At 73.4% G+C, this 14,470-nt stretch carries 13 protein-coding genes; 9 read left to right on the top strand and 4 right to left on the bottom strand.

The genetic code is table 11. The features are described 5' to 3' along the window. Positions 1-321 precede the first annotated feature (321 nt). Positions 322-3,348: a beta-propeller domain-containing protein gene (locus ACSRUE_RS16240; protein ID WP_441291788.1), complete on the top strand. Its 3,027-nt coding sequence runs from the start codon at positions 322-324 to the stop codon at positions 3,346-3,348. A gap of 67 nt (positions 3,349-3,415) precedes the next feature. On the opposite strand, the gene ACSRUE_RS16235 is transcribed toward ACSRUE_RS16240, so the two are convergent. Both ACSRUE_RS16235 and ACSRUE_RS16230 read right to left on the bottom strand, forming a co-directional pair. Then, positions 3,416-3,676, bottom strand: a complete 261-nt coding sequence (locus ACSRUE_RS16235) for a hypothetical protein (protein WP_441291787.1) — start codon at positions 3,674-3,676, stop codon at positions 3,416-3,418. Further along, positions 3,673-4,323 carry an RNA polymerase sigma factor gene (locus tag ACSRUE_RS16230; RefSeq protein WP_441291786.1) on the bottom strand — a complete coding sequence of 217 codons (651 nt, stop codon included), beginning with the start codon at positions 4,321-4,323 and terminating at the stop codon, positions 3,673-3,675. Before ACSRUE_RS16230 ends, ACSRUE_RS16235 begins: the two co-directional genes overlap by 4 nt. A gap of 152 nt (positions 4,324-4,475) precedes the next feature. Here ACSRUE_RS16230 and ACSRUE_RS16225 point away from each other — a divergent pair, with 152 nt between their 5' ends. From ACSRUE_RS16225 to ACSRUE_RS16200, 6 genes are all read left to right on the top strand, one after another. After that, a complete protein-coding gene (locus ACSRUE_RS16225; RefSeq protein WP_437765082.1) occupies positions 4,476-4,832 on the top strand; it encodes a hypothetical protein in 357 nt (118 codons plus the stop codon). A gap of 73 nt (positions 4,833-4,905) precedes the next feature. Then, a complete protein-coding gene (locus ACSRUE_RS16220; protein WP_441291785.1) occupies positions 4,906-5,424 on the top strand; it encodes a hypothetical protein in 519 nt (172 codons plus the stop codon). Between the two features lie 153 nt (positions 5,425-5,577). Then, positions 5,578-6,504: a Grx4 family monothiol glutaredoxin gene (gene grxD / locus ACSRUE_RS16215; protein WP_441291784.1), complete on the top strand. Its 927-nt coding sequence runs from the start codon at positions 5,578-5,580 to the stop codon at positions 6,502-6,504. 149 nt (positions 6,505-6,653) lie between these two features. After that, positions 6,654-8,045, top strand: a complete 1,392-nt coding sequence (locus ACSRUE_RS16210; RefSeq protein WP_441291783.1) for a sigma 54-interacting transcriptional regulator — start codon at positions 6,654-6,656, stop codon at positions 8,043-8,045. A gap of 64 nt (positions 8,046-8,109) precedes the next feature. Beyond that, positions 8,110-8,592: a ribonuclease E activity regulator RraA gene (rraA, locus tag ACSRUE_RS16205; protein WP_441291782.1), complete on the top strand. Its 483-nt coding sequence runs from the start codon at positions 8,110-8,112 to the stop codon at positions 8,590-8,592. A gap of 226 nt (positions 8,593-8,818) precedes the next feature. Then, positions 8,819-9,067 carry a hypothetical protein gene (locus ACSRUE_RS16200; protein WP_437765077.1) on the top strand — a complete coding sequence of 83 codons (249 nt, stop codon included), beginning with the start codon at positions 8,819-8,821 and terminating at the stop codon, positions 9,065-9,067. An 84-nt stretch (positions 9,068-9,151) separates the two neighbouring features. Here the strand turns inward: ACSRUE_RS16200 and ACSRUE_RS16195 are convergent, their stop codons facing one another. Together ACSRUE_RS16195 and ACSRUE_RS16190 are read right to left on the bottom strand one after the other, a co-directional pair. Next, entirely contained in the window at positions 9,152-11,008 is a 1,857-nt protein-coding gene (locus ACSRUE_RS16195) for a hypothetical protein (RefSeq protein WP_441291781.1), read from the bottom strand. Positions 11,009-11,019: 11 nt separating this feature from the next. Next, positions 11,020-11,640: a hypothetical protein gene (locus ACSRUE_RS16190; protein ID WP_441291780.1), complete on the bottom strand. Its 621-nt coding sequence runs from the start codon at positions 11,638-11,640 to the stop codon at positions 11,020-11,022. Between the two features lie 30 nt (positions 11,641-11,670). Here ACSRUE_RS16190 and ACSRUE_RS16185 point away from each other — a divergent pair, with 30 nt between their 5' ends. Further along, positions 11,671-12,213, top strand: coding sequence for a hypothetical protein (locus ACSRUE_RS16185; RefSeq protein ID WP_437765074.1), 543 nt, complete (start codon positions 11,671-11,673; stop codon positions 12,211-12,213). Positions 12,214-12,346: 133 nt separating this feature from the next. Further along, positions 12,347-14,260, top strand: coding sequence for a hypothetical protein (locus tag ACSRUE_RS16180; protein ID WP_441291779.1), 1,914 nt, complete (start codon positions 12,347-12,349; stop codon positions 14,258-14,260). Positions 14,261-14,470: the final 210 nt, after the last annotated feature.

The following is a 14,470-nucleotide window of genomic DNA, read 5'->3' as shown; positions in this document are numbered from 1 at the left end:
CGCGCAGGCGCGATGCTCCCGCGGTGGCGAGCAGCTGCCCACAAGCCGCGTGAGCCGCCTCCAGGTCATGAGAGCTCACCCCGGGACCAGGGCATCGAACATCACCACGGCGCACGCCTTGCGGGCAGGCCCATGACCGCCGGCAGCCCGCCGGCCGCACACTCTGGCACAAGCCACGGGAATACCGGCAAATTCCTTGGATTTTTCGCGGGGTTCCGCGTGGCCCGTTACTTGCTCAGTGCGCCGGGCACGGGACCTGAACAGTGCACGCGCACCGGCGGAGACATGACGCCCTGTGTCTCGTCCTCAACGAGGTGAACCATGACCTTCCTGTCTCGAACTTACGTCGGCTGGCTCGTCCTCGCGACGGCGGCGGCCTCGGCCGGACTCACCGGCTGCGGGAAAGGCTCGACAGGGCCTTCCTCCGAAACCGGTTCGACCGATTTCATCTCTGACAATCCGAGGGCCGGCGGTCGAAGAGATACGGCCAACGATGGAGGCGAGGGCTCGGCGGGCACCGGAGGCGACGGCGCCCCGACCGCGCCCCCGGCCGACGGCGACGCCGAGCGCGCGATCACCGAGGCCGACATCATCCAGGTCAAGGACGGCAAGCTCTACGCGCTCTCGCAGTACTCGGGGCTCAGCATCATCGACATCTCCAAGCGCGACCGGCTGAGCCTCCTCGGGCACTACCGGGCGAGCGGGATCCCCTTCGAGATGTACCTGCGCGACGGGGTCGTCTACGCGATGTTCTCGTCGTGGACCCAGTACATCTACGACGCGGCCACCGGCGAGTACTCCTATGAGCAATCGAGCCACATCGAGGCGCTCGACGTCTCCGACCCGGCGGATATCCAGCAGATCGGCTCGTTCGACCTGCCGGGCGCCATCTCCGACTCGCGCATCGTGGGCGACGTGCTCTATACCGTCACGTTCGAGGACGGCGGTTGCTGGGGGTGCAAGGAGTCGCGGAACACGACGATCACCTCCCTGGCCGTCGGCGCCCCCGCCGAGATCGCCGTCGTCGATCAGCTGAGCTACGACGACGACCCCAACGACTACGGGTGGCAGCGCAGCGTGAGCGTCACCCAGGACCGCATGTACATCGCGGGCATCGAGTGGGACGGCACCGACGAGGGGCACTCCACCATCCAGGTCGTCGACATCTCCGATCCCGGCGGCGCGCTCGTCGAGGGCGCGAGCGTCGAGGCCGTCGGCCAGATCCAGAGCCGCTGGCAGATGGACGAGCACGAGGGCGTCCTCCGCGTCGTCAGCCAGCCCGGCCTCTGGCGGACCAACGCACGGCCCGGCGTCCAGACCTTCGCCGTCGCGTCCTCGCAAGAGCTGACGCCCCTCGGCTTCGTCGAGCTCACCCTGCCCAGGCCCGAGACGCTGCGCTCCGTGCGCTTCGACGGCGACCGCGCCTACGCGATCACGGCAGAGCAGACCGACCCGCTCTTCACCATCGATCTCAGCGATCCGGAGCACCCCGCCCAGCTCGGCGAGCTCGAGATGCCCGGCTGGGTCTACCACATGGAGCCGCGCGGCGACCGGCTGTTCGCCGTCGGCTTCGACAACGCCGCCACGGGCGGCTCGCTCCACGTCTCGCTCTTCGACGTCTCCGACCTCGCGAAGCCCACGATGCTGGAGCGCGTCCATTTCGGCGGCGACTGGGCGAACCTCGCCGAGGGCCAGGACCAGATCCACAAGGCCTTCACCATCCTCGACGATCTCGGCACCATCCTCGTGCCGTACAGCGGCTGGGACATCGACGAGGCCGAGGGCTGCGGCTTGTACCAGAGCGGCGTCCAGTTGATCGACTTCACGGCCGACACGCTCACGAGGCGCGGCTCGGCGCCGGCGCGCGGCCAGGCGCGCCGCGCCTTCGTCCACGACACGCGGCTCTTCGCGGTCTCCGACCAGGAGGTCGGGACGTTCAACATCGAGGATCGCGACGCCCCGGTCAAGGCCGCCGACCTGGCCCTGTCAACCGTCGTCAGCAACACGGTCGCCACGGGCGATCTCGTGGTCCGCATGGGCGCGGACTGGTGGACACAGGCCGCCGAGTTCGAGGTCGTGTACGCCGCGGACCCGGGGCGCGCCGAGCCGATCGGCAAGCTCGACCTCTCGACGCTGGCCTCCGGCGCGAAGAGCGACTGCTACGGGTCCGGCCTCGACAGCGCGCAGCTCTTCGCGCACGGGCAGTACGCCTACCTGCTCTGGCCCTCGTACACCGACACGACGACGAAGACGAACCTCGCCGTCATCGATCTCACGAACCCCGAAGCCCCGCGGATCGCGAGCCAGCGCGATCTGCCGTTCACCAGCAACGCGCTCTACTATTACGGGTACTACGGCGGGATCGTCTCCACGGGCGCCGCCGTGGTCCAGGCAGGGAGCACGCTCGTGCTCCGCAATGTCGAGGACGAGTACTACTACTACGAGGACGGCAGCGGCGCCCCGCCGCCGCTGCGCCGCGATCCGTCGCTCGAGATCATCGATCTCTCGAACCCGTCGAGCCCGACGCACCGCTCGCTGCGCCTGCCCAACGGCGCCGGCTACACAGGCCTCCAGCTCGACGGCACCACCGTGGTGACGTCGCACTGGGTGCCGCTGCAGAACGACCCGTCCAGGGCGCGCTTCTACATCGACCGCATCGACGTGGCCGACCCCTCATCGGCGGTCGTGCGGACGCCGGTCAACGTGCCCGGCTCGCTGCTGGCCTTCGATGGCGCGTCGGGCCGCGCGCTCACGGCCGATTACGAGACGGTCGAGTTCAACGTCGCGGGCTACGAGGAGTGCCACAGCGCGTTCAGCTACTACGCCGAGTTCGTGCCGGCGAACCGGCAGAACTACGAAGGCCCCGGCGTCTGCCGCGGGACGCGCCACACCCTCAAGCTGCTCGACGTCGGCAGCGCGAGCGCGAGCCTCCGGGACGAGCACACGCTCGACGACGGCACCCGCCTGGACCAGGTGTTCGTGGGTGATGACCGCGTGTTCATGTACACCTCCGGGTACTACGCCGTGGGCGACGCGGTGGGCGTGGGCGCGCATTCGTCCGGGATCCTCGTGGCCAGCGGGCTCGAGGAAGGCAGCATCGATGTCGCGACGAAGGAGCTCTCGAGCCCGGACGCCGGCTGGCCGCGCGCCGTGGACGGGACGCGCCTCCTCCTCGCCGGCTACAACCCGCCCGGGCTCTCGGTGCTCGACGCGGCCGACCTCGACGAGCTGACGCTCGAGATGAAGGGCGAGCTCTCGTCGTACGTCTCGCAGGTGACGATCTCCGGCGACAACGCGCTCTGCGCGCTCTGGTACCACGGGCTGGAGGTCGTCGACCTCGGCGACTGATCCGCGCGCCGCCGCTTCACCCCGCGCGGCTCGTCACGGGCCGCGCGGCGAAGGCGCCGCCCGGCCGCTACCCTCCCCCGTAGATCTGCCCGATCTTCTGCACCGAATCCCACACGTACACGCAGCCCGAGCTCAGCAGGAGCCCCGGCAAGATCACCGCCGACCACGCGAGCGAGAGCCGCGCGCTCGGCGCGGGGCGCTCCGCCTCCACCAGCGCGGCGCGGGCGATGCGCCGGACCGCGTCGGCCCGTGCCGGGTCGAGCGGGGCGACCGGCGGCAGATCGGCGAGGCCCCTCGCCAGAGGATCCTCTCCTGAGAACGGCTTCATCGAGAACCTCCTCGCGCGTGTCTATCCGGCGCGTCCGCGGCGTCCGCGGCGGAGATCGAGGTCGTCGATCCCCGCCGGGGCCGCTCAGCATTTCGCCTTTCCAGGCGGGCCGCAAGCTCGGCGCGGGCGCGCGACAGGCGCTTGCGCGCGGCGTCCTCGCGGATGCCGAGCACCTGGGCGACCTGCGCCGTGTCGAGCCCCTCGACGGCCCCGAGGAGCAGCACCTCGCGGTGCGCCGCCGCGAGATCGCGGAGCGCCGCCTCCAGCGCCGCCACGTCGGCCCGGGCGTCCGCCGCGCCCTCGGGCTCGGGCGCGGCCGGCGCGGGCTCGCGGGAGAACAGCGCGGCGCGGGCGAGGTCGAGCAAGGCGGAGCGGCGGTGGCTCCGGTAGCGGTTCCTGGCGATCGTGAACAGCCACGCGGCGAGATCGGTGTCCTCGGCGAGCCGGCCGGCGTGGCGCGCGACGGCGAGCCAGGTGTCCTGGAACAGGTCCTCGGCGACGTCGCGCCGGCCGGAGAGGCGCACGAGGAAGCTGAAGATCCGGGGGTGGTAGCGCGCGTAGAGCGCGTCGAAGGCGCGCGGATCGCGGCGCCTCAGGCGCGCCGCGAGCTCGGCGTCGGACGGAGCTGCTGCGCCCTCCCTCTCCACGCCGACATAACGCGCGAGGGCTGCAGGCGTGACAAGGAAGTTTTCCGGTCACGGGATCCGCGGCGCCGCGTTGGGGCTCGTGAAGGCCGGCGCGCACGGCGGCGGCGACGAGACGCGGCAGGCAGAGAAGAGCAGACGAGAGGGAGGCACCGATGTTCGATTTCTTCGTCGAGGGCGGCTGGGGGATGTGGCCTATCCTGGTCTTCGGGATGGTCACGGTCGGCGCGGGGCTGCAGTACGCCCGGCGGCCGGAGCCCGGAAAGCTCGGGTTCATCGCGGCCATGGGGCTGACGACGCTGGTCGCGACGATCCACGCGACGTGGATCGACCTCGGCGCGGTGTTCAGCTACCTGTCCGACCCGGCGAAGGTGCCGGACGGCGAGCTCGCGCGTGTGCTCGTGGTGGGGCTGAAGGAGAGCACGCGGCCCGGGTCGCTCGGCGGGTTGCTGCTCGCCATCGCGTGCCTGCTCTCGGCGGTGGGCGTCCTGCGCGCCGGTCGGGTGGCGTGATCCGCGGCGCGGCGGCGGGTCTCACCCAGCGCCGGCGCTTGGCGCCGGGGCCCGGGTGCGGCACACAAGGTCCATGGGCAGAGCCGAGCTCGCGCAGCTGATCGACCGCGATGGCCTCGACGCCTCGGACGGCTCGCGAGGCCGCCTCGCGATCGCCGTCCCGGCGGCGTGGGCGCGCGACGGCGCCGACATCGAGATCGCCGTGCCCGCCCGCGTCACCTGCGCCCGCTGCGACGGCGGCGGCTGCGACAGCTGCGCCCGGAGCGGCGCCCACCGCGCCCCGGCGGACATCGCCGCGAGGACGCTGCGGCTCCGGCTCCCCCCCGATCTCGGCGGCGGCGTGACGCTCCGCCTCGTGCGCCCGTTCGGCGAGCACGCCCCGCTCGATCAGCTCCTCGTCGAGCTCCGCGAAGACAGCGCGGCGTCGCCGGGCGTGCGCCGCGTCCCGCCGCCCCCGTCGGAAGCGCTCGCGCGCTCTCCGGCGACGAGCGGCGGGCGCTTCCGGGCGCTCGGCGCCGAGCTCGGCGCGCCGGCCGTCATCGCGACCCTCGCCGCGATCGCGGCGGTCCTCGGGCTCCTGCTCGGCCGCTGAGCGCGCAGGGAGGCGGCGCGCTCCGCCCTCGGTCGACGCGGGCGGGGCCGGCTGGAGGGCCTCGCTGCCGTGCTTTGCTCATGCTAGCGAGAGGCCCGCGGACGAGCGCGGGAGCCGACCGCACCGCCACCGCCGCGCAGGGAGAGCAATCACATGAGCCTCAGCGAGCCCATGCGGGCCAGGATCGCCACCATCATTCGCGAGAGCGATGTCGTCCTGTTCATGAAGGGCACGCGCACCATGCCGCAGTGCGGGTTCTCCGCCACGGTGGTGACCCTCCTCGACGAGCACCTCCCCGAGTACCAGACGGTGGACGTGCTCTCGGATCCCGCGCTGCGCGACGGCATCAAGGAGTTCTCGAGCTGGCCCACGATCCCGCAGCTCTACATCCGCGGCGAGTTCGTCGGCGGCTGCGACATCGTGAAGGAGCTGCACGCGACCGGGGAGCTCGTGAAGGCGCTCGGGCTCTCGCAGGGCGAGGCGCAGGCGCCGCCCACGCTCCGCGTGACCGCGGCGGCGCTCGCGGCGTTCGCGGCCGCGAAAGAGTCGGAGGCCGACTTCGTCCACATCGAGATCGACCCGTCCTACAACTACGGCCTTTACTTCGGCCCGCGGCAGGCAGGCGACGTCGAGGCCCAGGCGGGCGGGGCGGTGTTCCTGCTCGACCGCGCGAGCGCGCGGCGCGCCGAGGGGCTGTCGATCGACTTCGTCGAGGGCCCCTCCGGCGGCGGCTTCAAGCTGGAGAGCCCGAACGAGCCGCCGAAGGTCAAGCAGATCTCGTCGACCGCGCTCAAGGCCCTGCTGAACAGCGGCGAGGCGATCGAGCTGTTCGACGTCCGGACCGAGCAGGAGCGCAAGATCGCCACGATCGAGGGCGCCCGTCACCTCGATCAGGCAGGGCAGCGGTACCTGGAGACGCTCGCGAAGGACGCGCGGATCGTCTTCCACTGCCACCACGGCGGCCGCAGCCAGGCGGCCGCCGAGCACTACCTCGCGAAGGGTTACAGGAACCTTTACAACCTCCAGGGCGGAATCGATGCGTGGTCGCAAGAGGTCGACCCCTCGGTGCTGCGGTACTGACCGCCTCGGCCAGAGGCACGCCCACGACGAGCAGCCGCACCCCCACGACGAGTGAGGCGCGGGTATCGCGCTTCGATAGATTTTTTCAACCACACTGGCCGATACCCGAGAGCCTTCAGGGCCGGCGTGGGATCATGTATGCGTGAGGTGTGGGTGCCGACGATCAGTCGACGATCAGGGCGTCCGACACCGCGCCGTCGGCGTCGCCGGAGGGGGCGACGCCTGGCCTGGTGGTCATCTTCGCCCGCGGCCAGCCTGCCTGCGCGCCGATCCCGCTCGAGGGCGGCGCGGTCGTGCTGGGCCGCGCAGCGTCGGACGACACGGTGGTGGTCGAGGACGAGCAGGTGTCGCGCCGGCACGTCCGCGTCGCGCTGTCGGGCGCGGGTCTCCGGATCACCGATCTCGGCAGCAGGAACGGCACCTTCGTCGATGGGGTGCAGATCGAGGATCAGGTCTTCTCGTCGCCCCCGCGCGTGATCCGGCTCGGGAGCACGCTGCTGCGCTTCACCGCGGACATCGAGCCGTTCCAGCGCGGCGGGGTCCTGGAGCACGAGGACGGGCTGGTCGGCCCCACGCTCAGGCAGGTCCGCGAGGCGATCCACCGCGCGGGGATGCGTGGGGATACCTTGCTGCTCACCGGGCCGAGCGGCTCGGGCAAGGAGCTCGCGGCGCGCGCCTACCACGCGGCGACGGGGCGGGGCGGCCCCTTCGTCGCGGTGAACTGCGCCGCGATCCCGGAGGGCCTCGCGGAGCGGCTGTTCTTCGGGGCGCGGCGCGGCGCCTACTCGGACGCGACCGCCGACGCCGAGGGCTATGTCCAGGCTGCCCACGGCGGCACGTTGTTCCTCGACGAGGTCGCGGAGCTCGATCCGGCGGTTCAGCCGAAGCTGCTCCGCGTCCTCGAGACCCGGGAGGTGGTCGCGCTCGGCGACACGCGCCCGCACAAGGTCGAGTTCCGCCTGTGCGCGGCCACGTTGAAGGATCTCCAGGGCGAGGTCGCGGCGCGCCGGTTCCGGGACGACCTCTATTACCGGATCGGCCGGCCCGAGGTGCGGATCCCGTCGCTGACGGAGCGGATCGAGGAGATCCCCTGGCTCGTGGCGGCGGAGCTCAGGCGCACCGGCGCGCGGCTCGCGCCGGGGGCCAGCTTCCTGGAGTGCTGCGCGCTGCGCGCGTGGCCGGGCAACGTGCGGGAGCTGCTCTGCGAGGTGAGGCAGGCGGGCCTCGCGGCGCTCGCGGCCGGGCGCACCGGCGTGGAGGTGGCGGATCTCGCGCCGTCCGCGGGCCTCGACATCACGGAGGTCGCGAGGCGCACGCCGGCGCCGCCGGAGATGCAGCGGCTCGCCATCGAGACGGCGCTGCGGCGCGAGCAGGGGAACGTCACGCGGGCGGCGCGCTCGCTCGGGATGCACCGGAACCAGCTGCGCCGGTGGCTCGCCCGGCATGGCGTCGACTCGGCGGCCTTCGCCGGCGCGGGCAGGCGCAAGGGCGGCGCCTCCCTCCCCTCCGCCAAGGACGGCGAGCGCCACGAGCCCTCGTGACCGGCGGCGGATGAGCGGTTGAATCCGGCGGTCGACAACCCAGGAAGGCGGACAGGGAGTCTTCATGAGCTCATCGATCAAGACCACGGATCTGTGCGACGAGCACCCGGACGTCCTCGTCGCCGCTCCGATCTTCCGGGATTACGGCGGAGCTCGGCTGTTTCACGGGCGCATCACCACGGTGAAGGTCCATGAGGACAACGTGCTCGTCCGCAAGGCGCTCGAAGAGCCCGGCCAGGGGCGGGTGCTGGTCGTGGACGGAGGCGGCTCCCTCCGCTGCGCGCTCCTCGGAGACAACATCGCCGCCATGGCCCACCAGAACGGCTGGGCCGGTGTGATCGTTCATGGGTGCATCCGCGACGCGGAGGCGATCGGCCAGATCCCGATCGGCGTGAAGGCCCTCGCGACGCACCCGAGGAAGAGCGCCAAGAAGGGCGCGGGGGACCGCGACATCGCCGTGACGTTCGCCGGGGTCACGTGGGTTCCCGGCGAGCTCGTCTATGCCGATCATGACGGCATCGTTTGCGCGCAGGCGCAACTCGCCTGAGCGCCCGCACGCGCGCTCGCGTCCGAGGTGCGGCAAAACGCACGTCCCTGGGCGCTTTTGCCACACCTCGCGAGGAGGGCGCGGCGGCTGCGCCCGGTATGGATGGGCTCGGATCCGGTCAGGACGCGTGAACGTCGCGCGCCGCGTCGAAGCGCGCCAACTGGCGCGGCCAATGCATCACGAGCAGAGAGGAGCGATCGACACTCGTAGCCTCGGGAGGACAAGAATGGGCAACATCACATCGGAACTGAAGAGCGATCTGAACAAGAGCCTGGAGTCGCTCCAGACCTTGCGCGACGAGATCCGCGTCAGGCTCCACCTTGCCGGCATGGACGCGAAGGACGCCTGGGACAAGCTGGAGCCCAGGCTCCTCGACGCCGAGAAGCTGGCCGAGGACGCCTCGGAGGCCTCGCGGAAGGCGCTGCGCGAGATCGTGGAGAAGGTGAAGGAGTTCCGCTCGTCGCTCCCCTCCTGATCGCCGCGCCAGCGCGGCGGAATCGAGGCGGAATCGAGGCGAGGCGGGAACGCGACGAGATCGCGGTGGGGGCGCGACGCCGGATCAGCCCCGCAGCGCGGCGGCCACGACGCGCGCGACGCTCCCCCACCCTGGATCCACCGCGCAGGCCGCGAGCCTCTCCCCGACGACGTGGGAGCGCCGGTGATCGTAGAAGCCGGGCGGCCGCGGGAAGGCGGTGAGCGGCGCGCGCAGGACGGTCTTCTCGACCTGCGCGAGCATCGTTGTGTTGTGCACGAAGCCGAGCCCGCTCCGGATGTCGGCGAGCGTCGAGCCCGGGTGGCCCCCCCAGGGCGGGACGACGGCCGCGTGCGCGGCGGCGGGCGCCTGGTTCACCGCGATCACGCCGTACCGGAGATCGAGCAGCGCGCGGTCGAGCGCGGCCCCGACGGCGGGGTCCTCCTCGCTCATCGGGTGCGCCACGATCGTCGCGCCAAGGCTGCCCCGGAGCTGGTCGTTGCAGAAGCGGGTCGCCGCCTCCAGGAACTCCACCGGATCGCTCGAGCCGACCTCGACGACGGAGAGCACGCCGCCGAGCGGTTCGGTCGAGAGCAGCGGCTCGGCGGCGTCCGACGCGGCGAGCCCGGCGATCAGCGTCCAGGGGAGCTCGCCCGGCCCTGGCGCGCCGATGCGCGCGACCCCGCACGGCAGCGGCACGTCGGCGGAGGCCTCGAGGCGCTCGGGCTCGATCGGCGCGCGCCCGGCCGTGAGCGCGGCGTACCGCGCCTCGGCCTCCGGGTGGGCGGCGCGCCGCGGCGGCACGGCGGCGAGCGCGCGGCGCAGCATCCGGAAGAGCAGCGGCCGCTGCGCGAAGCCCCTGGGCAGCACGAGGACGCTCGCGGCGTGGCTGCCGTGCGACGCGCCGCTCACGATCTGGCTCGCGAGGCACCTCGCCTGGAACCAGAGCTCGTCGCCGCCGTAGAGCCACGGCATCACGAGGACCGGGCTGGCGCCGCCGAGCGTGGAGGAGACGGGCTTGTCCAGCAGCCGCGCTCCCGACGCCCGCCGGCGCGCCTGCGTCGGGCCCGGCGGCCCCCAGACGAGCGCGTCGTGCGCGCTCGCCGGGCCGGTGACGTGGACCTCCGAGACGGCGGGGTGGGCCGCGAGGTAGGCGCCCGACGCGGCGCCGCCGTAGACGAAGCGGAGGAGCCCGCGCGCGACGAGCGGCGCGAGGGCGCGCTCGACCAGCGCGCCGAGGGGCGCGATCCGCGGGCTCATCGCGAGCGCCACGACGCGCCCCTCGACGAAGAGCTTGTGCAGCGCTTCCCGGAGGGGGACGCGGGCGACGTCGTCCGCGCCGAGCACCAGCGCGACGCCCCCTTCGGGGTCGCGCTGCTGGTAGAAGCGCGCCTGCTCTTCCCGGACGCTCTCGCGCGTCGCCCCGGGCTGCATCAGCACGCGCGCGCGGAGAGGCCCGTGCAGGGCGGTGTCCTTCAGGCGCGCCGGGAACACCTCCACCTCGATCCGACCGTCCGCGCGGGCGCGCACCGCCCCGCGGCCGAGCTGGGGGCGCCCGCGCGCGGCGATGTCCTCGAGCGCCTCGGCCAGGCGGCGCACCTGCGAGAGCGTGACGCAAGGCCCCGCGAGCCACGCCTCCCCGCTCGCCGCCGAGCCGGGATCGAGCCCCCGGTCGGCGCACGACGCCTCGACCTCGGCGCGCGCGGCGGCGAGCAGGTCCGGGAGCGACGAGCGGAGCAGGAAGGCCTTCTCGAGGGCCGGCATGCGAGCGAACCCGAGCGCGGCGTCGCCCAGCGTGGACAGCGCACGATCGAGCTCGGCCGAGGGTGTCTCGGCGCCGCGCGCGGCGCTCGGATCGACCGCCGGCACGGCCGCGGCGCCGCTCGAGGCGGCGCTTCCGGGCGCGAGTTCTGTGACGGCGACGACTTCGGGGACTGGCGGCATCGGGACGGAGATTACAGGCTGGAGATCGCGCGCGCGAGCGCGGCGACGGTTCGCGGCGCGCGTGTAGCCGGCGTGCTCGGGATTCGGTACAGTCCACCGCCATGGATTGCGCTTTCACCACGGGTCTGGGCCCCGCGCGCGCGCCCTTGTCCAGGGCAGCTCTCCGCCCGGCAGCTTGCGGCCTCCTTCTCGGCCTCGGCGCGCTCCTCCTCGCCCCAGCGGCGACAGCGCAACAGAACGCTCAGCCGCTCCCGCAGGGCCAGGCGCAGCCCGGCGGAGCTGCCCAGGCGCCGTCCGGGTATCCTCAGCAGCAGGGGTATCCTCAGCAGCAAGGTTACCCGCAGCAGCAGGGGTATCCTCAGCAGCAAGGTTACCCGCAGCAGCAAGGTTACCCGCAGCAGCAAGGATATCCCCAGCAGCAAGGATATCCTCAGCAAGGATATCCTCAGCAGCAGGGGTATCCTCAGCAGCAAGGTTACCCGCAGCAGCAGGGATATCCTCAGCAGGGCTACCCCCAGCAGCAGGGGTATCCTCAGCAGCAAGGCTACCCGCAGCAACAAGGATATCCTCAGCAGGGCTACCCCCAGCAAGGTTACCCTCAGCAGGGTTATCCTCAGCAAGGCTATCCTCAACAGCCGCCCGGCTATGGTCCGGGCTACGCCTTGCCGGCCGGGCCCCCGCCGCCCCCGAAGCCCCCCGAGTCCACCTGCTGCCGCTGGTCGGTCCGCTACAACGCGCTGGATCTCCTGTTTGGAAAGATGACCTTCGAGGGCGAGGTCGCCGTCATCGGGCCGCTCACCCTCGGGATCGCGCCGTCGTGGATCTGGGGCTCGCTCGAGGACGCGTCGCTCGACACGACCGGCTACGCGCTCGCGGCGGACGTCGGTGTCTACGTCGAGGGCAAGGCGCTGCGGGGCTTCTGGGTGAAAGGCCGCATCGGCTACGAGTCGTTCGAGGCGGTCATCACCCCTCCCGGGCGGCTCGAGGGCCGCGGCGACGTGAGCAGCGTCGTCCTCGGCGGCATGGTGGGGAGCACGAACGTGCTCAGCCGAGACGGCGGGTTCGCCATGTCGGGAGGCTTCGGGCTCGGCGTGGCGCTCGCCGATCCCGTGACGATCACCGCGGGCCCCTACCAGTATTCCTTCTACGAGAAGGCGGGGAAGATCAAGCTCATGGGGTCGCTCTCGCTCGGCGTCGTCTTCTGATCGACGCCCTCGCCTTGCAGTCGCCAGTCCGCGCGCGACGCCGGCCCGGCGGGTGAGCGCGGCGGCCGCGCGGGACGGCCGGCGGCGTCCCTGGAACTTGGCCCCGCGCGCGGCGACGTGGGACTCCTGCACCATGCCCTCTCGCATCGCCCGCCGCCCCGGGCCGGCGCTGCTGCTCCCGTTCCTGGCGGCGCTCATGTCGATCGCGTTCGCCCTCCCCGCGCGCGCGTGGGTCGAGGTGCACATCGCCGGAGACGACGTGCGCCTGTCGATCGACCGGGCCGGCGCCGCCACGGTCGAGCACAAGGTCACGCTGAAGATCTCGGGCGGGCCGCTCCGCGGGCTCGACATCCAGGGCGTCGACCCGGACGCCCAGCTCGATCAGGGCAGCTACGCCGTGCCCTTCAAGGCCGCGGAGGCGGGCTCGCTCGCGTCCGCGACGCCGGTCGCGATCGAGCTCCTGCCGCCCGACCTCCGGCCGCGCGAGGACGGCACGCGCCGCCCGGCGGCGATGCGGGCCCGCTTCGACGGCAAGGGGCTGAGCCGCGGGGTGTTCGTGCTCTTCTTCCGCTACCGCACGGACCTCATGAAGCGCGGGCTCATCCGGCAGGACGGCCCGAGCTCCCGCGTCTCCTGGAGCGGCCCCGTCTGGGACGACGGCTACGACTCGGCGCGGCTCACCGTCGCGCTCCCGGCCGCGCCCGACGAGCCGCGCGTCGACGAGGCGCAGGCCGACGAGGCGTCCCCCGACGCGCTCCCGGCGCCGACGACGCTCTCCACGCTCCGCCGCGCGCTCGACAAGGACGAGCTGGAGCTGCTCCGCCCGTACGCCCCCAAGGCCGAGCCGATCCGGTGGGCGATCCGCGCCGACGCGCGCGCCTTCCAGCCCGAGCCCGCGGCGGCGAAGCCCGGGGCCGACACGCTCGGCCGCCTCTCGGACGCCGCGGCCGGCAGCCCCGATCGCAGCCGCACCCTCTACGTGGCCGCGGGCGTGGTCCTCTTCGCGCTCTACAGCGCCCTCGTCGCGCTCAAGGCGCGCGAGCACGAGCGCCTCGCGCGCGCCGCGGGCGCCCTGCCGCGGCCCCTCGTCCCGATCCCGCTCGCGCCGCGCGCCGCGCTCGCGGGGCTCGCGCTCGTCGCCGGCGTCGCGCTGGAGCTCCTGCTCAGGGACGGCACGCCGGGCGCCGCGCTCGTGGCGGCGGCGACCGCGCTCGCCGCGCACCGCACGCCCCGCCCGGAGCGCGCCGCCGCGACCTTGCGGCGCCCTGGCAAGTGGCTCCCCATCGCGGAGGCCGAGGCGTTCCGCGAGCCGCCGCGGGCGCGCGGCGTCTACCTCGACGTCTCGACGCGCGCCGGCAAGGCGCTGCTCGTCGCGCTGCTCGCCGGGCTCGGCGCGGGCGTCCACGCCGTGGCGGCCGCCTCGCCGTACCACGCCCACCTGCTCGCGCTCGACGCGACGGCGCTGCTCGCGATCTTCTGCACCGGCCGGCTCGCCGAGCTCCCCGCCGATCCGGCGGCGCGGCCGGTCGCGTTCCTGCGCGACGTCGCGCGGCGCGTGCGGCGCCTGCGGAAGGCGCCCGCCGGCGCCGCGGCCGGGGCGCAGGAGCTCCGCGTCGTCGGCCGCCTCCGCATCCCGGACGGCAGCCCCGACGCCGACGAGCTCCGGCTCGGCCTCTCGCCGCGCGCGGCGCTCCCCGGCTTCGTCGGGATCGAGGTCGGCGTCGTCTACGCGCCCGGCGCCGGCGGCGCCATCGGGCTGCCCGAGGTCCTCTTGCGCGTCGCCCCCGGCTCGCCGTGCGAGCGCGCCGTCGAGGGGCTCGCGAAGAGCGGCCGTTCCTCGCGCGGCCGGCGCCCCGGCGAGCGCGTGCTCGCGTTCACGCCGCGCCTGCCGACCGCGAGGATGACGGCGGCCATCGCCGCCGCGCTGGTCCGCGCCGTGTCCACCCCGCCCGCGGGCGCCATGCCGACGAAGCCGTCCGGCGCCGGCGCGGCCGGGGCGACCCGCGCGCCGCGCCCCCGCAAGAAGGCCGTCTCCGCTGCGGCGTAGCGTACAGCGAGCGTGCGCTTCCCGGCGTGCTCCGCCCGGTAGGGGGACCGCCGCCGACAGGTTCCGCCCGGTAGGGGGACCGCCGCCGACAGGTTCCGCCCGGTGGGGGGACCGCCGCCGACAGGTTCCGCCCGGTGGGGGGACCGCCGCCGACAGGTTCCGCCCGGTGGGGGGACCGCCGCCGACGTGCGCCGGCATCTGGCCATCGCC

It is taken from the genome of Sorangium sp. KYC3313, assembly GCF_052075895.1.
GTDB lineage: Bacteria > Myxococcota_A > Polyangia > Polyangiales > Polyangiaceae > Sorangium > Sorangium cellulosum_B.
Note: the sequence above shows the minus strand (reverse complement) of the source record. Positions and strands in the feature narration are given on the sequence as shown.

Excerpts from the sequence above, each read along its gene's own strand:
- ACSRUE_RS16240 (WP_441291788.1), top strand. The coding sequence starts at position 322 with ATGACCTTCCTGTCTCGAACTTACGTCGGCTGGCTCGTCCTCGCGACG.
- ACSRUE_RS16235 (WP_441291787.1), bottom strand. The coding sequence starts at position 3,676 with ATGAAGCCGTTCTCAGGAGAGGATCCTCTGGCGAGGGGCCTCGCCGAT.
- ACSRUE_RS16225 (WP_437765082.1), top strand. The coding sequence starts at position 4,476 with ATGTTCGATTTCTTCGTCGAGGGCGGCTGGGGGATGTGGCCTATCCTG.
- ACSRUE_RS16220 (WP_441291785.1), top strand. The coding sequence starts at position 4,906 with ATGGGCAGAGCCGAGCTCGCGCAGCTGATCGACCGCGATGGCCTCGAC.
- grxD (WP_441291784.1), top strand. The coding sequence starts at position 5,578 with ATGAGCCTCAGCGAGCCCATGCGGGCCAGGATCGCCACCATCATTCGC.
- rraA (WP_441291782.1), top strand. The coding sequence starts at position 8,110 with ATGAGCTCATCGATCAAGACCACGGATCTGTGCGACGAGCACCCGGAC.
- ACSRUE_RS16200 (WP_437765077.1), top strand. The coding sequence starts at position 8,819 with ATGGGCAACATCACATCGGAACTGAAGAGCGATCTGAACAAGAGCCTG.
- ACSRUE_RS16195 (WP_441291781.1), bottom strand. The coding sequence starts at position 11,008 with ATGCCGCCAGTCCCCGAAGTCGTCGCCGTCACAGAACTCGCGCCCGGA.
- ACSRUE_RS16180 (WP_441291779.1), top strand. The coding sequence starts at position 12,347 with ATGCCCTCTCGCATCGCCCGCCGCCCCGGGCCGGCGCTGCTGCTCCCG.